The organism is Streptococcus respiraculi (genome assembly GCF_003595525.1).
GTDB classification, from domain to species: domain Bacteria; phylum Bacillota; class Bacilli; order Lactobacillales; family Streptococcaceae; genus Streptococcus; species Streptococcus respiraculi.
Window position 1 is genome coordinate 1,265,824 of sequence record NZ_CP022680.1, and the last position, 23,437, is coordinate 1,289,260.

General features: G+C 41.6%; 19 protein-coding genes. 17 read left to right on the top strand and 2 right to left on the bottom strand.

The window, feature by feature from the left end; all coding sequences use genetic code 11:
• The first annotated feature begins 40 nt into the window (after nucleotides 1–40).
• From rexB to CHF41_RS06320, 17 genes are all read left to right on the top strand, one after another.
• Nucleotides 41–3,286, top strand: a complete 3,246-nt coding sequence (gene rexB, locus CHF41_RS06235; RefSeq protein WP_119876470.1) for an ATP-dependent nuclease subunit B — start codon at nucleotides 41–43, stop codon at nucleotides 3,284–3,286.
• The gene (gene addA, locus CHF41_RS06240; RefSeq protein WP_119876471.1) at nucleotides 3,276–6,884 is read left to right on the top strand and encodes a helicase-exonuclease AddAB subunit AddA; all 3,609 of its coding nucleotides are present in this window, start codon (nucleotides 3,276–3,278) and stop codon (nucleotides 6,882–6,884) included. Before rexB ends, addA begins: the two co-directional genes overlap by 11 nt.
• A gap of 144 nt (nucleotides 6,885–7,028) precedes the next feature.
• The gene (locus CHF41_RS06245) at nucleotides 7,029–7,526 is read left to right on the top strand and encodes a YkgJ family cysteine cluster protein (protein ID WP_119876472.1); all 498 of its coding nucleotides are present in this window, start codon (nucleotides 7,029–7,031) and stop codon (nucleotides 7,524–7,526) included.
• A 514-nt stretch (nucleotides 7,527–8,040) separates the two neighbouring features.
• A complete protein-coding gene (locus CHF41_RS06250; RefSeq protein ID WP_119876473.1) occupies nucleotides 8,041–8,925 on the top strand; it encodes a DUF4300 family protein in 885 nt (294 codons plus the stop codon).
• A gap of 586 nt (nucleotides 8,926–9,511) precedes the next feature.
• Nucleotides 9,512–10,483, top strand: a complete 972-nt coding sequence (locus tag CHF41_RS06255; protein WP_119876474.1) for a substrate-binding domain-containing protein — start codon at nucleotides 9,512–9,514, stop codon at nucleotides 10,481–10,483.
• 116 nt (nucleotides 10,484–10,599) lie between these two features.
• Nucleotides 10,600–12,009, top strand: a complete 1,410-nt coding sequence (locus tag CHF41_RS06260; RefSeq protein ID WP_119876475.1) for a PTS transporter subunit EIIC — start codon at nucleotides 10,600–10,602, stop codon at nucleotides 12,007–12,009.
• Between the two features lie 4 nt (nucleotides 12,010–12,013).
• Nucleotides 12,014–12,916 (top strand): alpha/beta hydrolase, encoded by a 903-nt coding sequence (locus CHF41_RS06265; protein ID WP_119876476.1) that lies wholly within the window; start codon nucleotides 12,014–12,016, stop codon nucleotides 12,914–12,916.
• 1 nt (nucleotide 12,917) lies between these two features.
• Nucleotides 12,918–13,814 (top strand): alpha/beta hydrolase fold domain-containing protein, encoded by an 897-nt coding sequence (locus CHF41_RS06270; protein WP_119876477.1) that lies wholly within the window; start codon nucleotides 12,918–12,920, stop codon nucleotides 13,812–13,814.
• Complete coding sequence (locus tag CHF41_RS06275; protein ID WP_119876478.1) at nucleotides 13,769–14,146, top strand: PDDEXK family nuclease; 378 nt, start codon at nucleotides 13,769–13,771, stop codon at nucleotides 14,144–14,146. The genes CHF41_RS06270 and CHF41_RS06275 overlap by 46 nt, the downstream gene beginning before the upstream one ends.
• Before the next feature lie 121 nt (nucleotides 14,147–14,267).
• Nucleotides 14,268–14,747, top strand: a complete 480-nt coding sequence (locus CHF41_RS06280) for a putative immunity protein (protein ID WP_119876479.1) — start codon at nucleotides 14,268–14,270, stop codon at nucleotides 14,745–14,747.
• 66 nt (nucleotides 14,748–14,813) lie between these two features.
• The gene (pynA, locus tag CHF41_RS06285; RefSeq protein ID WP_119876480.1) at nucleotides 14,814–15,512 is read left to right on the top strand and encodes a pyrimidine 5'-nucleotidase PynA; all 699 of its coding nucleotides are present in this window, start codon (nucleotides 14,814–14,816) and stop codon (nucleotides 15,510–15,512) included.
• 9 nt (nucleotides 15,513–15,521) lie between these two features.
• Entirely contained in the window at nucleotides 15,522–15,920 is a 399-nt protein-coding gene (locus CHF41_RS06290) for a PaaI family thioesterase (protein WP_119876481.1), read from the top strand.
• Nucleotides 15,921–15,933: 13 nt separating this feature from the next.
• Nucleotides 15,934–16,680, top strand: a complete 747-nt coding sequence (ldcB, locus tag CHF41_RS06295) for an LD-carboxypeptidase LdcB/DacB (protein ID WP_162911956.1) — start codon at nucleotides 15,934–15,936, stop codon at nucleotides 16,678–16,680.
• Nucleotides 16,681–16,787: 107 nt separating this feature from the next.
• Nucleotides 16,788–18,572 (top strand): excinuclease ABC subunit UvrC, encoded by a 1,785-nt coding sequence (gene uvrC, locus CHF41_RS06300; RefSeq protein WP_119876482.1) that lies wholly within the window; start codon nucleotides 16,788–16,790, stop codon nucleotides 18,570–18,572.
• Between the two features lie 70 nt (nucleotides 18,573–18,642).
• Nucleotides 18,643–18,768, top strand: a complete 126-nt coding sequence (locus CHF41_RS06305) for a DUF4044 domain-containing protein (protein WP_082815644.1) — start codon at nucleotides 18,643–18,645, stop codon at nucleotides 18,766–18,768.
• A 74-nt stretch (nucleotides 18,769–18,842) separates the two neighbouring features.
• The gene (obgE, locus tag CHF41_RS06310; RefSeq protein ID WP_119877154.1) at nucleotides 18,843–20,156 is read left to right on the top strand and encodes a GTPase ObgE; all 1,314 of its coding nucleotides are present in this window, start codon (nucleotides 18,843–18,845) and stop codon (nucleotides 20,154–20,156) included.
• Between the two features lie 607 nt (nucleotides 20,157–20,763).
• Nucleotides 20,764–20,925, top strand: a complete 162-nt coding sequence (locus tag CHF41_RS06320; protein ID WP_119876484.1) for a hypothetical protein — start codon at nucleotides 20,764–20,766, stop codon at nucleotides 20,923–20,925.
• Nucleotides 20,926–20,958: 33 nt separating this feature from the next.
• Here the strand turns inward: CHF41_RS06320 and CHF41_RS06325 are convergent, their stop codons facing one another.
• Together CHF41_RS06325 and CHF41_RS06330 are read right to left on the bottom strand one after the other, a co-directional pair.
• Complete coding sequence (locus CHF41_RS06325; protein WP_119876485.1) at nucleotides 20,959–22,494, bottom strand: ATP-binding cassette domain-containing protein; 1,536 nt, start codon at nucleotides 22,492–22,494, stop codon at nucleotides 20,959–20,961.
• Nucleotides 22,495–22,855: 361 nt separating this feature from the next.
• Nucleotides 22,856–23,302 (bottom strand): hypothetical protein, encoded by a 447-nt coding sequence (locus tag CHF41_RS06330; RefSeq protein ID WP_119876486.1) that lies wholly within the window; start codon nucleotides 23,300–23,302, stop codon nucleotides 22,856–22,858.
• Between the last annotated feature and the right edge of the window lie 135 nt (nucleotides 23,303–23,437).

Consider the following 23,437-nt stretch of genomic DNA (forward strand, 5'->3'; position numbering starts at 1 on the left):
AGAGAAAGAGACTGACAGATTAGGAGAAATCAGGTAGCCCATGAAACTATACTACGCAGATATTCGCTATCCTTTGACCACTTTTTTAGCTAAAACAGCAAGGGATTATACACAGGAAGGCAAGCGTGTTTTTTATATTGCCCCCAATTCGCTATCCTTTGAAAAAGAGAGAGCCGTCCTTGCTAGTTTAGAGGAAAAAGGCTCCTTTGACCTAATGGTTACACGTTTTGAGCAGCTGGCGCGCTATTTTACTCTCAATCAGGTGGAGCAGGCTAGAACGCTTGATGACACGGGACTTGTCATGCTCTTGTTCAGGCTTTTGTCGCAAATAGAGGACACAGAGTTTCGGGTTTATGGTAAGGTCAAGCAGGATATTGCCTTTATTGAACAAGTAGTGGACTTGTATAAGGAAATGCAGCGGTCTAATGTAAGCGTTGCAGACTTGATGGAACTCGATTCGCCCGATAAAGAGGCAGATTTGGTGAAGATATTGACAGCTTTTGAGAATCTGATAATGACAGAAGGTTTTCAATTATCTACCAAAATAGCCCAATTTCGCAGAGCCATTGAATCCGGACAGCTCAATCAGGAATTAGCAGATGTGGTGCTGATTGTGGACGGTTTCACCCGTTTTTCAGCTGAGGAAGAAGCCTTGATTGCTGCTTTGCACGGTCGGATAGCAGAACTAGTGATTGCAACCTACGCAAGCCAAAAAGCCTATCAGGCGACTTATATTGAGGGTAATCTCTACCAGGCGGGTGTGGAATTTCTCCGCCATTTAGCCCAGACTTTTCAGACCAAGCCTAGCTATTTAGCTAGTTCTGATGAGCTCGATGCTCTTGGTAAGATATCAAGAACTATCGAGGGACGTTATGACTTTTCAGGTCGTACGGTAGAAGTGACAGATGAGGATAAAAAACATGTAAGGCTTTGGGATGTAACCAATCAGAAAGAAGAGGTCCGTCAGGTGGCGCTCAGCATTCGCAAGCTCCTTCATAAAGGCGTACGGTATAAGGATATAGTCGTGCTTCTGGGGGATGTGGAGAGCTATCGTTTGCAGCTTGGGAAACTCTTTGACCAATACGATATTCCCTACTACCTCGGGAGGGCTGAGGAGATGAGTCATCATCCTTTGGTGCATTTGATTGAGTCTCTGGAGCGTTTAAAGCGCTATCGCTTTCGGACGGAGGACATGCTCAATCTCTTGAAATCGGGCCTCTATCAAGAATGGTCTCAAGAACGGTTAGACCTCTTTGAACAGTATCTCTTGTTTGCAGATGTCAAGGGGCAAAGTCAGTTTGAACGTGCATTTACTGCAAAAAATGGCAATCGTTATGATGTCAGCGAACTCAATCGGATTCGTGAAAAAATCGTGGAACCCTTAACCGTCTTTTTAAAGACTCGTTCCCAATCAGGTAAGAACTTGCTCGTCAAATTTCGTAACTTCTGTGAGGCAATTGCCCTGCCTGCTAATATGGAGAGACTGTCTGCGCCATTTGGAGAAGTGGAGCAGGAAAAAGATGAGCAGGTCTGGAATCGCTTTGTTCATCTCTTAGAGGATATGCAGCAGATTTTTGCCGATGAGAAGCTGACGGTCGCTGATTTTCTAGCGATTTTGCGGGCAGGCATGCTAGCAAGCACGTATCGGACAGTTCCTGCGACTGTTGATGTGGTACGGGTCAAGTCCTATGACCTGATTGAGCCCCATACAGCCAAATACGTCTTTGCCATTGGCATGACCCAGACCAATTTTCCAAAGCTCGTTAAGAATACCAGTCTCTTGACGGATGCGGAACGGGTACGGATTAATGAGACGACAGGTCAGTTTGCCAAGTTTGATGTGGTCAGTCGTGAACACGTCAAGAAAAATCATTTTGCCATGATTTCACTCCTCAATGCAGGAACAGTACAGCTCGTTCTTTCTGCTCCGCAACTGGCTAACGAAGCAGAAGACGGGATGTCGCCTTATTTGCAACTCTTAGAGAACATCGGCATTCCAAAGGAAGAAAAAGGAAAAGCGACAGGTTTTCAGGTGGATGATTTAGCGCATTACAAGAGCCTCTTAGCCCGTGTGATTGAGGTCAATCGCCTGCCATTTGAAGAAGAGTGGACCAAGGAAGAAGAAACCTTCTGGCTGGTGGCGATTCGTTATCTACGTAAGAAATTAGAGCAAGAGAGAATTGTTATTCCAGCGATTACAGGGGAGGTTGAGACTAGGCCACTTGCGGCGGATACGCTTGACGTTCTCTATCCAGCAGGAGAGCCACTTGTCTTATCGGCTTCTAGTTTGACAGACTTTTACCAGAATGAATATTTGTACTTTATCAAGCATGTGCTGCGATTGAGGGAGCGAGATAGTATTCATCCTGATGCGCGTAGTCATGGGAATTTCTTGCACCGTATTTTTGAGCGGGTGACGACCAACCATAGCGAGCGATCCTTTGATGAAAAGTTGCACCAAGCCATGCTTGAAACATGCAAGGAGCCGTCCTTTGAAGCTCTTTACCAATTTAATGCTGAAAGTCAGTTCTCAGAAAGTGTTTTGCTTGATATTGCGCGGGCAACTTCTCTGGTCTTACAAGATGAGCCAGTCACCCAAGTGGTGGCAAATGAAGCCGTCTTCGGGAGGGAACAAGCGCCATTTTTGACCTTAGAAAATAGCCGACCTGTGCAAGTGGTGGGAAAAATCGACCGCTTAGATCAGCTGACATCAGACAAGGCGTTTGGGGTAGTCGATTACAAATCAAGCAGCAACCAGTTCCATATTGATAGATTTTACAATGGATTGAGTCCGCAATTGATGACCTATATTGCAGCGGTACAGCAGTTGCCAGAATTTAGCCAGTCAGAGAAGATTTTTGGGGCCATGTACTTGCACATGTTAGATCCGATTGTTAAGTTGACCGATACCAAGTCAGAAGACCAAGTGCTTGCTCAGGCCTATAAATCACTTGTTTATAAGGGATTGTTCTTGGAAGAAGAGAGCAATCGCCTCAATCAATTATATGCTAAAACCAAGTCTTCGCTTTTTACCCAGCAAGACTTGGATACCATGCTCGCCTACAATGAGACCTTGTATCAGCAAGCAGCTGAGAAGATTGTAGCAGGGCAGTTTGCGGTCAATCCCTATACGGAGGACGGACGATCCGTGGCAGGTGAGCAACTAAAGGCAATCACGGGATTTGAAGCTGATCGCCATTTTACATTAGCTCGCCCCCTTTTAAAAGGTGGTACGAAAGAGGAGTGGCTAGATAGAATGAAGAAAGGAGTAGCCGATGACTTTTGAGGCATTTTTAAGCCCTGCTGAGATTGCAGCGTTACAAGACAAAGAAGCCCAATCAGACAAGGCACAAAAACGAACGCCAGAGCAAATCGAAGCCATTTATACCAATGGGCAAAACGTTTTAGTATCGGCTTCGGCTGGTTCTGGTAAAACCTTTGTCATGGTGGAGCGGATTTTAGACAAAATCAAACGAGGAATTGGTGTCGATGAGCTGTTTATCTCGACCTTTACGGTCAAGGCGGCAGGTGAGTTGAAAGAGCGGATTGAACGGCAGTTGACCAAGGCTATCTTGGAAAGTTCAGATGAGGAGCTAAAACGCCATTTATCTGCGCAGTTGACCGCTCTTCCCAATGCTGCTATTGGAACGATGGACGCCTTTACCCAGCAGTTGGTGGTGACCTACGGCTATCTCTTAGGAATTGCGCCGACCTTTCGCATTTTACAGGATAAAAATGAGCAAGATTTGCTCAAGCAGGAAGTCTTTTCTGACTTAGTGAGTGACTATATGGCCGGGAAAGATAGTGTCGTCTTTCAGCAGCTGGTGCGCAATTTCTCTGGCAATCGCAAGGACATGAAGGGCTTTTGCGAGGTCATATATCAGATTCACACCTTTAGTCAATCAACGAGCGATCCCAAGAAATGGCTTACCGAAACCTTTTTGAAGGGACATGGACAGTTTACCAGTCTTGCTAGTCTTCCAATATCGACCTTTGAAGGGCTTTTGGACAGCATGGAGCGCTCTGCCAATGATTTGCAGGAGTTGACAGACTTGCCTGACTATAAAAAAGAGACCAAGGCTGGTAAGCCAACGGCCAATTATACCAAGCATTTGGCAATTATTAGCCAACTTAGGGAATTGGTTGCAGAGCAGGACAGACGCCGGGAAATGGACGAGTTGCCAGAAGTAGTGGCGGGGTTGGTAGCTATCTTGCCTTCTGGTGCTGAAGTGACGGTTGCAGGAGAAAAATACCCAGTCTTTAAAGATTTACAGACCCGCTTGACCAATTTAAAACATCTGGAAACAGTACTTGCCTACCAACCGCAGATAATGCCTCTTCTGACGCTTTTGCGGGACTTTGTCCTTGATTTTTCAGACCAATATTTGCAGCGGAAGATGCAGGAAAACAGCTATGAATTTACGGATATTAGCCATTTTGCGATTCAGATTTTAGCAGATGTTCCAGAGATTCGCGAGCTTTACCAGTCACGCTATCATGAGGTCATGGTCGATGAGTACCAGGACAACAACCATATTCAGGAACGGATGCTGGACCTGCTATCAAATGGTCATAATCGCTTTATGGTGGGCGATATCAAGCAGTCCATTTATCGTTTCCGTCAGGCAGATCCTCAGATTTTCCAAGAAAAATTTGACCTCTATCAGACAGATCCAAGCGCAGGAAAACTCATTCTCCTCAAGGAAAATTTCCGAAGTCAGTGTGAGGTGTTAGATGCGACTAATGCAATCTTTACCCGTCTCATGGACAAGGAAGTCGGTCAAATCACCTATGACGAAACCCATACTCTGGTCGCAGGAAGTGACAGACAGAGAATCCACCAGCCACATCATCAAATGGAATATTTGATTTACAATACCGATATTGATGAGGCAGACGAGCTAGAGCAAGGGGAAGTCAGTGCAGGAGAAGTGGAGCTGGTTGCGAAGGAAATCATCCGTCTCCACAATGAAGAGCAGGTTGCCTTTTCAGATATAACCTTGCTTGTCTCCTCACGGACCCGCAATGACCGCATTTTGACCAGTTTTGAGCAGCATGGCATTCCCCTTGTATCTGATGGTGGCGAGGCCCATTACCTCAAGTCCTTGGAAGTCATGGTTATGCTCGATACTCTGCGGACAGTTAACAATCCGCTCAACGATTATCCCTTGATTGCCCTCTTGAAATCGCCCATGTTTCGCTTGACCGAAGATGAGCTGACACGGATTGCCTTGCAGGCTGATTCGGCTTATTTCTATCAGAAATTCCAACAGGCTTTGAGCGGACAAGGTAGCCACCCTGAGCTCATTTCGCAAACCTTGAAGCAGAAGCTCGCGCATATCGAGACTTATCTAGTCAACTGGCGCCACTATGCCAAGACCCACTCGATTTATGACCTGATTTGGAAGATTTTCAATGAGAAATTTTACTATGACTATGTCGGGGCTTTGGCCAATGGTGAAAAACGCCAAGCGAATCTCTACGCTCTTGGTTTGCGGGCAAATCAGTTTGAAAAGACGGGGTTTAAAGGCTTATCACGTTTTATCACCATGATTGACAAGCTCCTTGCAAGCGACAATGATTTGGCAGATGTAGAAGTTGCCCTCCCGCAAAATGCGGTCCAGTTGATGACCATTCATAAGAGCAAGGGACTGGAATTTAAGTATGTTTTTCTGCTCAATATGGACAAGGATTTTAGCCGTCAAGAAAGCAAAAGTCCGATTGTTCTCAGTAGAGAAAATGGTATTGGAGCACAGTATCTTGCGGATATGAAAGACAAGTTTAACACTCCACTGCCTCATGTACGTGTCCAGATGAATACCTTGCCCTATCAGCTCAATCAGGAAGAATTGAAACGCCTGAGCCTGTCTGAACAGATGCGCTTGCTCTACGTTGCTATGACACGAGCCGAGCAAAAGCTCTATCTGGTCGGAAAAGGAAGTAAGGAAAAATTAGCCAATAGGTATGACGGAAAATCACGTTTTGGTGTGTTAGCCCAATCCACACGCGAATCCATGACCAATTTTCAAGATTGGATTTTAGCGATTGAAGAAGCCTTTCAGGGACAGGATTTGCATTTCAAAAAGACCTTTGTGGAAGCAGTGGACCTGACTCCAGAAAAGATAGGCAGATTAACCCTACCGTCGCATCTACCGGCAGATCATCTGAAAGAAAACCGCCAGTCAGAAGATATTATAGCAGCCTTGGAACAATTAGAAGCTGTTGAACAGCTCAACCAAGATTACCGAGCAGCAATTGACTTGCCAAGCGTTCGGACACCGAGTCAGATTAAGAAACTCTACGAGCCAGTGCTTGCAGATGACGGTCTTGAAATTATGGAGAGCTATGTCCCTCAGCGGAAATTCAGCCTGCCTGATTTTATTGGTAAAGAAAAGGCAACGGGTGCCCAAATCGGTTCTGCCACGCATGAGCTGATGCAACGCCTACCACTTGTAAGCCCGATTACAGCTGATATAGTAAACACGACACTCGCACAAGTGAATGCGACAGAAGTCGTCAAGGAAAAAATTGACGTGAACAAGGTAGTCGCTTTCTTTGACACCCCTCTTGGTCAGGAAGTTCTAGCGCAAAGTGAGCTAGTCCGTAAGGAGCAGCCCTTTTCCGTTTTGAGACATGATGTGAATGCTGACGAAGACTATGTCCTACGCGGGATTATTGACGGCTTTATCCATTACCCAGACCGCATCGCCCTCTTTGATTACAAGACGGATCACTATCAACAGCCTAGCCAGTTAGTAGAGCGCTATCGTGGTCAAATGCAGCTGTATGCAGACGCCCTCAAGCAAGCCTATCAAGTAGAACAGGTGGATAAATACCTCATTTTACTTGGAGGAGACAAGATTGAGGTTGTCAATTTGCCGTAAGAAAATGGGTCTTGATTTGTGTGAGTCAAGACTCTTTCATGATACATAGTGAATTGAATACAGGTTAGGACATCGTTACGTTGCTTTGATGAACGCCAGTTCTTAATCCACTATAATAAACTATCAAAGGAAGTGAGATGGGACATGAATCAGAAAAAGATTGATATAGAGCACTACAAGCAATTAGCCCAACAAAAGCAGGGTGAGCACCGTAAATTTTTAGCTGGTTTAAAGAAAAAAGCACCCAAGGATCTAGATAAAATTGTGCAACAGATCCATCAAGAGGTTTTTGAGGAGATTGACTGCACTGCCTGTGCCAACTGTTGCAAGAGTTTGGGGCCACTCTTTACGGAGGCGGACATTACCCGTATCGCCAAGCATTTTCGGATGAAGCTACCTGTCTTTGAAGACCTCTATCTCAAGGTAGATGAGGATGGGGACAAGGTTTTTCAAACCATGCCTTGTCCATTTTTAGGGGAGGATAACCTGTGCAGTATTTACAATGTTCGCCCCAAGGCCTGTCGAGAATTTCCCCATACAGACCGCAAAAAAATCTACCAAATCAACCATTTGACCATCAAAAATACCCTGACCTGCCCTGCTGCTTATCTCTTTGTGGAGAAATTGAAGGAGCGGTTGTGAGAAGAAAATCCCCATTCTTTACAAACATTATAAATTAAAATAATACAATAAATGGGTTAAAAGTTCTTGAAATCGCTTGGTTTCAAGGGCTTTTATAGTGGATTGAAGAAGGAATAGGACAAGGCAGGGAGCTACAAATAGAACTGGTGTTCATCAAAATGGCTTAACGATGTCCTAAACTTTATTCAAGTCACTATAAATAGTGATAGAATGACGAGTGCATCCATTCGAGTAGAAAATACGACCAAAATTTGATACAATAGGCCTATACTCGTCATAAGAATAGCCTTCGTGTTGGAGAGTAATACTTGTCAAAAATCAAAATCTGACGTCGTTATCCTTGCGGTTTTTAGGACATAAGCTGCGCTCGTTCTATTTCTAACCTTCCACAATTCTCAATTGCAAGGGGGTGAGCTACGCTCGTTCTATTTCCAGCCTTCCACAATTCTCAATTGTGGAAGCTAGTTAGATTTTGATAGAGTATAAGAAAGAAATAGATAAAGGGGAAGAATAGATGAAAAAAGTTTCCAAAGGAGTAACATTTGGTTTTTGTGTAGTAGTGCTTTTAGGCCTGGGTGCTTGTTCGCAGGCACAAAAAACAGCAGAATCACCAGTTACCAAAGAAACAACCGCAAACAGTTCGCAGCAAGAAATGCCACAATGGACAGCGACCTATACAAACTTAGCTAGTCAGACTAGTGTCGAAGATGTGCAGGCCTTGTTATCGACTCATTTGGATAAGGACAGCGTGGACGCTTTCTTTAAGCTTGTGAATGAGTATAACGAAATTGCTACTGCTGCAGGTTTACAAGGTGATTTTGCTCCTTTTAGTAAAACGGGGTATGACGTTGAAAAGATCAGCAACCTATGGACCGCAAAGCACAGTGATTTTGTGGGAACCAACTGTCGGATCAATAGCTATGTGCTGTTGAAAAACAAGATGGACATTCCGCCAATTGAAAAAGATGATGCGTTACTGTTTATAGACAATGATGCGATTGAAAGCGGAAAGCTATTTGACACAGAAGATAAAGAAGCCTTTAATCGATTGTTCTCAAGAGTGAAGACAGAATCAACGACGGATGTAAAGATTCATGCGAAAAAAATGGAAAACTTCCTTTCACAATTCAAGTTTGACGACAAGGCAAGAATGCTTTCTGTCGTTTTGCATGATAACTTGGATGGAGAAGCACTCTTTATTGGCCATGTCGGTGTGTTGGTACCAACAGATGCGGGCTTCTTATTTGTAGAAAAGCTATCCTTTGAGGAGCCATATCAAGCGATTAAATTCGAGACAAAGGAAGATTGCTACCAGTATCTATTGACAAAATATGCAGATTATACTGGAGAAGGATTGGCAAAACCGTTTATTATGGACAACAACAAATGGGTACAGTAGTGGATCACTATTTTAAATAGCACTAGTCAAGAGTGGTCAGGAAATCACCATTTGATTTTCTCATCACTCTTTATTTTTTGAAGAAATGTATGCTAGAAAGTGGCTGATGTATGTATACCTAGAGCGAGGCAGCTATTTATAAAATAGGAAATTTTCTTTGTGTAATGTGGTATAATGATACTTGAATCGAATCGTTTTAGTGTGCACCCCCTAGAAAGGAAAATATCTAAATTGTATTATAAATTTCTACTATTTGAAATCAGTAGAAGTTAATTGATACAATAGAATGGTTTAAAACCCTTGAAATCGCTTGGTTTCAAGGGTTTTTCTTATGAATTTTAAACTTGTTTTATCTATTTTGCTTAGTAATAAATAATGAGCAATGTAGACCTAATGTAACGTAATAGGTAATCGTTTAGATAGTTTCAAATCGTTAAAGAGTTCAAAATAACTTGACAATAGAATTATCTTGAGTTATTAATAGACACACAAATTTTGGGCTACCTTTTTAACTAGCTAACCCCTTTATTAAATTTTTGAAATATAGTATACTTAAGTAAACAATAGTAAACAAGGAGTTGGCATTATGGCAACAATTCAAGATATTGCTGATGAAGTTGGTATTTCAAAGGCAGCTGTTTCTAGAATTTTAAATAAAAAAGGTTCTTTTTCAAAAGATACTATACAAAAGGTACATCAGACAGCCAAAGAACTAGGTTATACACTTCCTGCTGAATTACAAGCATTTGAAGAGCTAGACTTTAAGATTATTGCAGCAGTACTACCTCTTTCGAATATTACTTATTATAGTATTTTAGCGTCTTATCTTGAAGCTGCAGCATACAGTTATGGCTATAGTTTGATGATTTGCAGCTCACTATTTGATAGCGAAAAAGAAGAAGCTTTATTGAATCATTTGAAGGAACGAAAAATAAATGGAATTATTTATGGTAGTTTTACCAGTGATGTCGTTATTGATGATTTCCTTCCTGTAGTAACAATCGGTCATCAATTAAGTGAAAAAATTCCAGTTGTAAGGTCAGATAATTACATGGCTGGTGTCCTCGCTGCTAAACATTTATTCGGTAAAGGCTGTAGAAGACTATTATATATATCTGGTTATCAAGTAGGTAAACATAAAGATGAGCGTTATAGGGGATTTAAGGAAACAGCGAACCACCTTGGTTTAAAGGTGGTGGATTATTTCACGGGTGTAAATGAAAAGAAAAAAAATATACCAGGTGTAATATCACAAATGTTCATTGAAAACCCAGAAGCAGATGGTTTATTCGCTGAATCTTATTCCTTGTCTACAAAATGTTTACAGGTAGCTTCTGATTTAGGAATTAACGTACCCTCTGATTTGAAAATTATAGGATATGGCAATGATAATTTAAGTGATTATACTTTTCCAAAACTTTCTTTCATAAAAGAAAATACAGAACAAATTGCTCAAATAGCTATCTCTCAATTGGTTGAATTAATTGAAGGAGAAAAAAGTAAATCTGAGTTAGAGAGCCTCGTCCCTGTATCAATAGAGCAACATAGTACAACATAGGACTCCTAAATCAAAGGGGTCTTTTAAAAAAAGAATCGGTAAACTTGTTGACTTTCTTAGTAAAAAGGTTTATTATGGAAATGTAAACGATAACAATTTTAAAAAGGAGAAAAGTTATGGCTAATAAAGATTATAATGAATTAGCTAAACAGGTTATTGAAGCAGTTGGCGGAAAAAACAATATTAAGCACGTCTTACATTGTGCTACACGACTTAGATTTAACTTTTATGATAATCGCATTGATATTGAAAAAGTTAAAGCAATTTCTGGTGTTCTCGGTGCAATGAAGGTTGGAGAACAATTTCAAGTTATCATAGGTACAGATGTTGAAAAAGTTTTTGATGAAGTTTTTAGAGAGTTAAAATTAGAAAATCATAATAAAGATGATTACTATGTGGATGAAAATTTAGATAGAAAAATGACTTTAAAATCTATTGGCAATGGAATCCTTGATGCAATCTCTGGAACTATGGGACCAGTCATTCCAGCGATTGTAGCTTGTGCGTTCTTTAAAATGGTAGCCGCAATTTTAGGACCAGATATGTTAAAGGTCCTAGCAACTGATAGTAATGCATATACAATTCTTTCCTTTGTTGGTGATGCAGGATTTTATTTTTTTCCAGTGATTGTTGGTTATACAGCTGCTAAGAAGTTTAATGTTACTCCTGTTCTTGGTATCTTGATGGGTACAGTACTTATTCACCCAACTCTAATTGGTATTGTTACGGAGGGTAAACCATTTGATGTATTTGGAATACCAATGTACCTATCACATTATTCAAGCACTATCCTCCCGGCAATCCTTTCAGTTTGGGCGATGGGGTATGTGGAACGTTTCTTTAATTCATATGTTCCTCAATCTGTTCGTAGTGTATTTGCGCCAGCTTTCACATTACTTGTAATGGTGCCAATTTCTCTTTGCTTACTTGCCCCAGCAGGTGCTTTTATTGGTAATTATGTTGTACAAGGATTGTTGGCTCTCGATGGTCTTGTAGGTTTCCTTGGAATTGCGATTATTGCAGCTTTGTACCCAATTTTGGTCATGACTGGTATGCACATGGTATTGATTGTGACACTCTTCCAGATTTTTGCTACTCAGGGCTGGGATGGATTTGCTGCCCCTGCATTGTGTTATGCAAGTTTCTCAGTAATGGGTGTTGGTATAGGTGCTTTCTTCCGTTTGAAAGATAAAGATGAAAAATCACTAGCTGCTGGTTATGCTTTGACTGCGTTAATTGCTGGCACTTCTGAACCAACTATTTATGGCATTTGTACTAAATATAAGAAACCTTTTTATGGCTTAATGGCAGGTGGTTTTGTTGGCGGACTGTATGGAGGTCTTACTAAGGTAATCTCTGCAACATTAGTACCGTCTTCAAGTGTTACAGCACTCTTTTCTTTTCTAGGCCGCTCAACCTCTAACATTGTTAATGGAACAATAGCATCTATTATTGCACTTGTAGTCGCTGCTCTTGTGACCTATTTCTTTGGATTTGATAAAGAAGAACCAGCAGTAAGAGGTTAGTGTAATGCTTCATGACAAGGTATATTTAAATACGAATAAAACGGCTTTTGTAGAAGTGTATTCACTTGATTCGGATATTTCATATAAAGTTCACAAAAAGCGACCAGCTATGATTATTTGCCCAGGAGGTGCCTACCTTATTTCAGCAATTAAAGAAGGAGAAGCAGTCGCCTCTCAATTTCTTTCACAGGGGTATTCTTGCTTTGTGCTGAGATATTCAACTTTCTTAAAAGATAGAGAAAGTCTAAGTAGTGAATGTCCTAATATTGATGAGAGAGCCCATTATCCACATCAAATTTTACAGTTACTAGAAACAATACATTTGATTCATGAGAATGCAGATGAATGGAACATCGATACGGATGTTATCTTTGCGACAGGTTTCTCAGCAGGAGCGCATATTGTTGGTACTGTCGCAACGAGGTGGAACGACCCCTATTTTACCGAGAAACTAACTTTTATACCTAACGGTAATGAATTAAAATTGGCAGGATGTGTTTTAGGTTATCCAATGCTTGAAGGTCCATTATTAGAGCATCCAAATGTTGAATTACGAGCCCAATCTAAATTGATGGAGTTATGTTTGTATGGACATACAGATCCTACGATTAGTGAAAAGGAAGGAATTGAGCTTATACGGTTTATTTCCGCAGACACCTCGCCAATTTTTGCTTGGCATACGACTGGTGATGAGGTGACATCTGCAAGACTGACGACAGATTTTATTTCAGAAGTACAAAAATATGATATTGACGCTGAATATCATCTCTTCAGTGGTGGTCAACATGGATTGTCCCTTAGTAATAAATTATACGCTAAAAATGACTCAGAGATTAACAGTCGCATTGGATTATGGCTTCCATTAGTCTACAACTGGCTTGATTATATTAGAGAGGAACTCGATTAATATGTTGAAAGAAGATCTGACAATTTTTGAATATCGAATGGAGAAGGAAATCAAATATGCTGATATGATAAAACATGAGAGACTGACTGGCAAATCAGAAAAAATTTCATATTTTACAAAAGAAGCTGGTTATGTAGATGGGTACATTTACAGACCTTCTAATTATACTGGAGCAGCCACTCTTCCCATTATCTTTAATTTTCATGGAGGTGGAATGGTATTAGGCTATTGTGAGCAGGATGGGAAATACTGTCAGTATCTTGCTGATGAAGTTGGAGCGGCAGTCATAAATGTTGATTATCCTGTCGCACCAGAATATAAGTATCCATTACCAATTGTATCCAGCTTTAGTTTTCTGAAGCAAGTTGTGGCTAACTCATTCAAGTACAATTTGGATTACAACTCAGTATCAGTGATGGGACATAGTGCCGGTGGTTATATTTCTGCAGCACTAGCTATTCTAGCCTCAAAAGATGAATCAATTGATTTTAAATGCATGATTGTTGACTATGCTGTCTTACGTCAGGATAAGAATCCAGAATTCCGAAAGACGATTGATCCGAACAAGGCAATACCAGTATCACGAATGCAACAGTATTATAATTGGTACTTTGGACCAGATGCAGATCCGTCAGATTGGTTAGCAAGCCCTTGTAATGCTCCTGGTGAGATATTTCCGTCTACGTTTGTTATTATTGCGGAATATGATGCACTAGCTGAAGAAGAGGAAGAATTTTATAATAATCTATTGAATGCAGGGATTAAAGTCAAAAAAAAAGTTTATCTAGATTGCATGCATGGTTTTACACATGATTGTTTCAATGAATTTAATCAGAAACAATCTAGGATTGCTTGGAAAGATATGGTAGAATTTTTAAAAAGTTCAATCAAATCATAGAAGTTATTGAGAATACTAGAACGATTCAAGACCAGACAAGCTACCAAATCACCTATAATCAATTGGCTAGTCAGTATGAGGAGAAAAAAGCCGAACTTGAACGACTAAAAGGTGAGAAAGCGGATAAACAAAAACGAGCAGTAAAGGTCAAGGATGTCATTGACACTTTACTCATCAGCAATGTCTTCTTACAGCTTTTGACGAAAAACTTTGGAATACCATGGTTGAACAAGTCATTATTACCAAAGAGAAATCAGCTATTTTTACCTTCAAGAGTGGTCAGGAAATTATCATTTGATTTCCTCATCACTCTTTATTTTTTGAAAAAATGAAAGCTAGAAAATGGCTGATGTATGTATACCTAAGGCGGATTATCTATTTATAAAATAGGTAATTTTCTTTGTGTAATGTGGTATAATTGAACTAATATAAAATAAAAAGGGGGGATTAGAATTGGCTACTGTTGTAAAAATAAAAATTGAAGATGTGTCAGAATTGCGAAAAAAACTGGATAGTTTATACGATAACTCATCACAGAAAGAAATTGCTCAATGGTCATTAAAGATTGCACAACGTGTACTAGAGAAATATGCTCCTTCTTACGTAACGAATCAAATTATATTAGATGGATTTAGTATGAATCGTAACTGGCAACAGGACATCAATATAAAGATGTATGATGTCAGACAAGCAGGATTTGCTATTCATAGGCTTGCAAAAGCCCAAGAAAGTGAAATAATTCGTACAGCTTTGCGAGTAGTTGGTCAAGCCTGTGCATCTGCACATATGAAAGAACATGGAATGGTCGCATCTGATTATGCTATAAAATGTTGTAACATAGTCTATCCAAACGATCAAGAGACCGTTAAGAGAGAACGGATATGGCAAATTAAAGAGTTAAAAAATATATGCGATAAGACTTTAATATCTTAATCAATTCGTTCTATTATGCACACCCTTTGGATCTCTTGCACACCCCTAGAAAGGAAAATATCTAAATTGTATTATAAATTTCTACTATTTGACCTTGACCATACCTTGTTGGATTTTGCAGCAGGGGAGGAAGTGGCCTTAACCCAGTTTTTAGAAGCTATGGAAGTAACAGATATGGTGACCTTTAAAGCCTATTATAAACCGATGAATCAGGCTATGTGGAAGGATCTGGAGCAGGGGAAAATCAGCAAACCAGATCTTATCAATACGCGCTTTGCGCGTGCTTTTGCCCATTTTGGCCGTGAGGTAGATGGCCGAGAAATGGCACTCCTTTACCAAGAGTATATCAGTCAGCAGGGGCAGACCTTTGAGGGAGCTGTTGAGTTGCTCCAGCAGCTGAAAGAGCTGGGCTATGAGCTGTACGGCGCGACTAATGGTGTGACCTACATTCAGGAAAATCGGCTTGCAAATTCACCGATTCAGCCCTTTTTCAAGAAAATTTTTATCTCTGAGCAAATGGGGACCAAAAAGCCTGAGGCTCTCTTTTATAAACAAATAGCAGAGCAGATTACAGGTTTTACAAAAGAAAGAGCCTTGATGATTGGAGATAGTTTGACAGCAGATGTTCAGGGTGGCAACAATGCAGGAATTGATACCGTCTGGTACAATCCAGAAGTGCTAGATAATCTTACCAATGCCCAGCCGACCTATCAAGTTAAAAATTACCAAGAGTTGCTAGCTTTATTGCAGGAAAAGAAAGCATAGGAGTTAAAAATGGAAGATAAATCCCTACATGAAATTCGTGTTTTTGAAAATTTTGAAATGGTATCATCTGAAAAAGGTCATGTGGTTGTGACGACCGAAGTAGTGGAAAAGTCCTTGAATTACTACGGCTTTGCCCACGGTGGCTACCTCTTTACCCTTTGTGATCAGATTAGTGGCTTGGTTGCGATTTCGACAGGGGCTGACGCTGTTACGCTTCAATCCAGCATCAATTATCTCAAGTCAGGTAAACTAGGAGATACCCTTGTCATTGATGGTAGATGTGTTCATGACGGCAGGACCACCAAGGTGGTCGATGTGACCGTGACCAATCAAAAGCAGGAAGAAATCGTCAAAGCAACCTTTACCATGTTTGTTACAGGTGAGCATGAACATTCAGTTAAAAAATAGAGAGAAAGCGGGTATTTTTATGAAAATACGGTCTGTTTTATTTGGTCTTTCGATACTTGCCTTAGTTGCTTGTGGTCAAGCAAAGGAGAAGCACGCAGACGAGACAAGCACTGCTTCTTCGTCCCAAGTCTTGAGTGAGAGCAGCGCATCATCTAGTGAGGTAGCTCAACAAGAAACACCAGCACCAGCGAATTCAGAGGAGAAAAAGGCTGATTTCAACGGTACTTATTATAGCGTTCAGGGCAAATATGGCGAGGTTATCATTGTCAATAAAAAACATCCCCTCTCAAGCGACTATGCACCGGGAGAAAATCCTGAAGCCGTGTCTGCCTTTCGTGAGATTGTAGCCAAGATGCACTCACTGGGTTACGATGTCTCAACGACCAACTACAGCGGTTTTCGCTCCTACGAGACCCAGGCGAACCTCTACCAATCCTATGTCGCAAATGACGGAAAGGAAAATGCAGATCGTTATTCCGCAAGAGCAGGCTACAGCGAGCACCAAACAGGCTTAGCCTACGATATTTTAGACAGTAGTGGGGCTCTTCTAACAGAGCCTAGTGCGACCAAATGGCTGGCAGAACATGCCCATGAGTACGGCTTCATCGTCCGCTATTTAGCAGGCAAGGAGGACAGCACAGGTTACATGGCTGAATCCTGGCACATCCGCTATATCGGCAAAGAAGCCGACGACATCTACCAGTCCGGTCAAACGTTGGAAGAATACTTCGGCGTGCCGGGTGGAGGATATGAAAATTAAGGAGTTTATGCTCCTTTTTTGTTTTTAGAGGCCTAGGGAAAAATAGCGGAGATGATAATCAACAAAAAAAGTAGGCTAGTCCTGCTTTTTTTGTTACAATAAGAGTAATGAACGATTTGATAAGACACAAACTAGAATTACTTCCAGATAGCCCGGGGTGTTATCTACATAAGAATCAATACGGTAAGATTATCTACGTTGGTAAGGCGAAAAATCTGCGCAATCGTGTTCGCTCTTATTTTCGTGGGAGCCATGATACCAAGACAACGGCCTTGGTATCAGAAATTGCGGATTTCGAGTTTATCGTAACCGAGTCCAATATCGAAGCCCTGCTCTTAGAAATCAATCTGATTCAGGAAAACAAGCCACGTTACAATATCATGCTCAAGGACGATAAGTCTTATCCCTTTATCAAGATTAGTAATGAGCGACATCCAAGACTGATGATTACCCGTCAGGTTCGTAAGGACGGTGGGCAGTATTTTGGTCCTTATCCAGATGTAGGAGCTGCTAATCAAACCTTGAAGCTTCTTGAGCGCCTATATCCATTTCGAAAATGCAAGTTGCCAGAAAACAAATACTGTCTGTATTACCACTTGGGTCAATGTTTGGCACATGGTGAGCACCTGCCTAGTCGAGAGGATTATGCCCAAATGGCAACCGAAGTCAGCCAATTTTTGACAGGCCATGATGACAAGATAGTTCACCAGCTTCAGGAAAAAATGCAGGTTGCAGCAGACAATTGGGAATTTGAAAAAGCTGCCGAATACCGTGATATTCTCCAGTCTATTTCAACTTTACGCACCAAGCAGCGGGTCATGGCCAAGGATTTACAGGACAGAGATGTGTTTGGCTATTATGTGGAAAAAGGTTGGATGTGTGTACAGGTCTTTTTTGTCCGTCAAGGAAAACTGATTGAGCGCAATGTTAACCTCTTTCCGTATTACAATGAGGCTGAAGAGGATTTCTTGACCTATCTGGGGCAATTCTATCGAAATCAACAGCATTTAATTCCAAAAGAAGTACTGATTCCACAGGATATTGATGAAGAAGCAGTTAAAAGTCTTGTTGCTGCTAAGATTGTCAAACCTCAGCGTGGAGAGAAGAAACAGCTTCTCCAACTTGCGACTAAGAATGCGCGTGTCAGCTTGCAGCAGAAATTTAATCTCCTAGAAAAAAATCTGGAAAAAACGCAAGGCGCAATTGAGAACATTGGCCAGTTGCTCGGTATACCGACACCTGTTCGTATCGAGGCATTTGATAATTCCAATATCATGGGAACCAGTCCAGTTTCTGCCATGGTCGTTTTTGAAAATGGTGTTCCCAATAAAAAAGAATACCGTAAGTACAAAATCAAAACGGTCGAAGGACCAGACGATTATGCTTCCATGCGAGAAGTGCTCTATCGCCGTTATAGTCGTGTCCAAAAAGAGGGCTTAACACCGCCAGATTTGATTATTATTGATGGTGGTCAAGGTCAGGTCAATGTGGCAAAAGAAGTCATTGAACAAGAACTTGGTCTGAGTATTCCGATTGCTGGGTTGCAAAAAAATGATAAGCACCAGACACACGAGATGCTTTTTGGGAATCCTTTACAGGTTATTCCCCTTTCTCGGAATTCACAGGAATTTTTCCTCTTGCAACGGATTCAAGATGAGGTACACCGTTTTGCTATCACCTTCCATAGGCAGGTTCGGTCAAAGAATTCCTTCTCATCCAAACTGGATAACATTGAAGGACTTGGACCAAAGCGTAAACAAACTCTATTGAAACACTTTAAATCCTTGACAAAAATTCAAGAAGCTAGTTTGCAGGAGATTGCTGAAGCAGGTGTTCCTTATAAAGTAGCCCAAGCGGTAAAAGAAAAGCTAAATGAGCAAGATCAGCGTTGAAATAATCAGCTTTTCATGATAAAATGAGTGGAAAGATGTATAGAATATTCATATGTAAAAGGAGACAATAATGGCATTTGGAGAGGAAAAACACAAGAAAAATACATTTGAAAAAATCACCCTGATCATCGTAGTAGTGATGGTTTTGGCAACACTAGCTGGACTGATTTTACCAGCAATTAGTGCCATTAGGTAATCTGCGGGGCTAGGAGGACTCAATCCTTTAGCCCTTATTTTATGAAGCAGCAAGAGGAAGAAATAGGTAAGAAAATGAGTATGTTTTTAGATACAGCCAAGATTAAGGTTAAGGCTGGTAAGGGCGGAGATGGTATGGTAGCCTTTCGCCGTGAAAAATATGTCCCAAATGGTGGCCCGTGGGGCGGAGATGGCGGCCGTGGTGGTAACGTTGTTTTTGTGGTTGACGAAGGATTGCGAACCCTTATGGATTTCCGCTATAATCGCCAATTTAAGGCTGATTCTGGTGAAAAAGGCATGACCAAGGGGATGCATGGTCGTGGGGCAGAAGATCTACTCGTTCGCGTACCACAGGGAACGACTGTTCGAGATGCGGAAACGGGCAAGGTCATTACAGACTTGGTAGAACATGGTCAAGAGTTTATCGTAGCTCATGGCGGTCGAGGTGGTCGCGGCAATATTCGCTTTGCAACACCTAAAAATCCTGCGCCCGAAATCTCTGAAAATGGTGAACCAGGAGAAGAACGCCAGCTTGAATTAGAATTAAAAGTCTTAGCTGATGTAGGTTTGGTCGGTTTTCCGTCTGTTGGAAAATCTACTTTACTCAGCGTGATTACTGCAGCAAAACCTAAAATTGGTGCCTACCATTTTACAACCATTGTTCCAAATCTAGGCATGGTCCGTACCAAATCAGGTGAATCTTTTGCAGTAGCTGATTTACCGGGCTTGATTGAGGGAGCGAGCCAAGGTGTGGGACTGGGAACTCAGTTCCTCCGCCATATCGAACGCACACGAGTCATCCTGCACGTTCTTGATATGTCAGCTAGTGAGGGACGCGATCCATATGAAGATTATCTTGCCATCAACCACGAGCTTGAGACCTATAATCTTCGCCTTATGGAACGTCCACAGATTATCGTAGCCAACAAAATGGATATGCCAGATTCGGAAGAAAACTTGAAGGTATTCAAGCAAAAATTAGCAGCTAACTATGATGAGTTTGATGAACTGCCTCAAATTTTTCCGATTTCTGGGCTAGCACATCAAGGTCTAGAAAATCTGTTAGAAGCAACGGCTGAATTGCTTGATAAGACTCCAGAATTCCTTTTATATGACGAAACAGACTTTGAAGCAGAAGAAGCCTACTATGGCTTTAATCCAGACGAACCAGAATTTGACATTAGCCGTGCGGACGATGCTAGCTGGATTCTATCTGGTGAGAAACTGGAAAGACTCTTTACAATGACTAACTTTGATCGTGATGAGTCTGTCATGAAGTTTGCTCGCCAATTGCGTGGTATGGGAGTCGATGAAGCTCTCCGTGCTCGTGGTGCTAAGGATGGCGATATTGTCCGAATCGGCACATTTGAGTTTGAGTTTGTGGATTAATGTTGGAAGCACATCTAAGTCAATGACTTGATGTGCTACGGTAGCCACTATGGTGGTCTACCTACCAACCTTACTAACTTTGTCCAACCAGTAATATCGACTGGTTGGACTACGTGTCGTAACGAATGGATGCTATCTAATGAGTGGATGGCAAATCTTATGGGACTTTGCCTAATCCCCTTACTAGCTCGGAACGGCATTAATATCGAATGCCGTTCCTCACGTCGTAACGCTTGCGGATCAATCGTATTTATCTGTACTCGTCCGTAATACCGACTGGTTGGACTACGTGTCGTAACGAATGGCTGCTCTCTAATGAGCAGACAGCAAATCCTATGGGACTTTGCCTAACCCCCTTACTAGCTCCAAAGGTTTGGGGAACCTTTGGAGGTTGGAGATAAGACTAACGTAGTTAGTGGCATTACTAGATTAATATCGAATGACTTTCTGAACGTCGTGACAGATAGGGGTGGTCTCACGTCCTATTGCTTTTTTACAGTGGTCTGGCTATCAGGCTTACGAACTTGGTGTCGTCACCGATGGTGGTGATAGAGTGTGGAAATGAAATTTATGAACTCATTGGAAGCTGAAAAATGGAGGTTTTATTATGGGTGACAAACCAATATCCTATAAGGATAAGGATGGAAATTTTGTTTCAGCGGCAGATATTTGGAATGCTGAAAAGCTAGAGGAACTCTTTAATAAACTCAATCCAAATCGCAAATTTCGCTTAGAGCGTGAAAAATTGAAACAAGAAAAGCAGGACTAAAAGCTGGGAAATTCCCAGCTTTTTGCATTCCAATTATAGGTTGTCCTTGCGGATCTCTGTCAAACCATTTTTATCTAGTTGATAGATCTTATCACAAACTTCTTTGAGAAAGGTTCGGTTGTGGGATATGGTGAGGATTGCTCCAGGGAACTCGGCAAAGAGCTGTCTGACTTGAGGTTGTGAAGCCGGTGAAAAATTCCGCGTTGGCTCATCGAGTAACAAGACTGGACTAGCCTCCAAGACCATTTTTAGTAGCAATAGCTTCGCCTGTTGACCACCAGATAGAGAGGAAATGGGATGGCGAGCCTCTTCTCGAGTAAATTGCAGACTAGCTAGATGAGAGAGAAACCGTTCCTCCTCTTTTTTATCAGGAGAAGACGTCAAAAATTGGAGCGGAGACAAGCTCATATCTAGCAGGTCTGGATAATTTTGGGGCATATAGCCAATCGAATAACTAGCCTGTTTTTTTAACATACGATAGATTTGTTTGAGGAGACTCGATTTTCCAGCTCCATTGTTTCCGATGATTCCGATTTTTTCTTGGGCATAAAAGCGGAAATCCACACTCGGAATTAAGATAGTCTGTCCTACTTGAAGAGAATAGTCAACTAGTTCGATAATGGGTTTGTGGGCGGGCAAGGTCTCTATCTCGCTAAAATATAAGTGAATGTGATCTTCCTGAGTCGGAATCTCTGCCATAGTAGCTGCTTCTTTTTCATAGCGTTTTTCTTGAGCAAGAACAGCTTTCATCTTTTTGGCAGCCAGTCGTCCTGCGGTCGCATCATGGGTATTTCTGACAGTGTGTTCGACACTTTGGTGAATGCGGTGGTGGCGCTCCAGTTTCTTTTGATGTTCCAAACGTTCGTTGCGTGCTTGCTTTAGCTGACGCTGAAACTGGTCTTCTCGCTCTTGGGCGTAGCTAGCGTAATTTAGCGTTTGAACGCTTGTCCGTGCTACTTGGCGTTTTTTGATGCGTTCCAAATGAACGATTTTGGTGGCAGTTTGACTCAAAAAAGCCTCATCATGGGAAACAAAGACGACCGTTTTTGGTGTGTGGCAAATGAAGTGTTCCAGCCACTTGAGAGTGGACAAGTCCAAATCGTTGGACGGCTCATCGAGAAAGAGCATATCTGTTTCTTTGGCTAATTCTTTGATGAACTGGATTTTTAATTTTTCCCCACCAGACAGGTCTGAAAGCAGTTGCGTATCTGCGAAACGATCGCTGTCAAACTGTAATTCCTTAGCATTGCGGTAGAGAGCCGCATAGTCCAGCTCGATATCACTCGGCCCCAAAAAATAGTCATTTAGAGATAGCCTTTCCAGTTCCTGTGGCAGCTGTTGAGGGATATAGCTGTATGGCCCAAAATCCCGCTGGCTTTGTCCACTAAACTGGATGTATGAACTGACCGATGCAGGATTCATCATCCATTTGAGAAGACTGGATTTGCCATTGCCCTCTTCACCAATCAATGCGACCTTGTCTCCCTTATTCACCACTAGAGACAGATCAGAGACCAAGGCAGTCAAATCTTTTTCATGAGTCATAGTTAAGTGTGTAATCTGTAGCATAAAACCTCCATACAAAAAGAGCCCTACTTTCCAGTAGGACTGTTTCTATCAAGAATTTTCTATGGAACTTAACTAGCTATTATTTTTGGTTTTGATTAGAATAAAAACAGCCCAAAAGCCCACACAAAAAGGAGATACAAACAACTTGTAGCCTACTGGTAAAGTATTGTAGCACGCAAAAGAATGCAGTAAAACTGCCCCTTTACGCCTTCCCAACTTTAACAAATAGACTTAGTTGTTCATTCTCCTCTTACCTCCGAGTATTGTTGGTTTTATCCTATCATAGAAATAGGGGGCTGTCAACTTAGAACCTGTATTGATAAGCTCCCTATTAGGGGTGCTGAGCTGTGAATATAGGTTCTTACTTTTTCAAATTCTTTATCCCAAAGAGGGAATCTTCTTGCGGGTCTGTCGCCTCTTTGACCATTCGGCGATAGCTCATTAGCGTAGAAATCATGGCCATTGGATAGAGCCAGAGACTAGATGTCTGATAACTCCGTACATACATCAGTTCTTCTGCGGAATTGGCTAGCTGATTGAGTTTTTCAAATATCAGCGCATAGTAGCCAAAGAGGAGGAGATGGATTGTAAGTAAACAGAAGAAAAGGTGCCAGATTGACCATTTCCAGCGTGGGTAGAAGAGGAAACCTAGGAGTGCTACTAAAAATGTGATGACCAAGCCACCTCTTAACCAGTAGAAAATCTCTTGATTGATAGGAAAATAGTCGCGCAAGCGGGAAATATGGAAATAGCAGTTCAATTGATAGGTGAACAGAAAAAATTCCCCTGGAAGAAATAGTTTCCGCATGGTCAGACCTCCTTGTATTTCTAGCTTTAGCATACTCTTTTTGGCAGGAAAAATCAAGCTACTTTACTAGCCTAGATTGTCGCTAAATTGTCTGGGATACCTTCTCTGAAAACCCGCTAGTCTTAGATGGTCAAG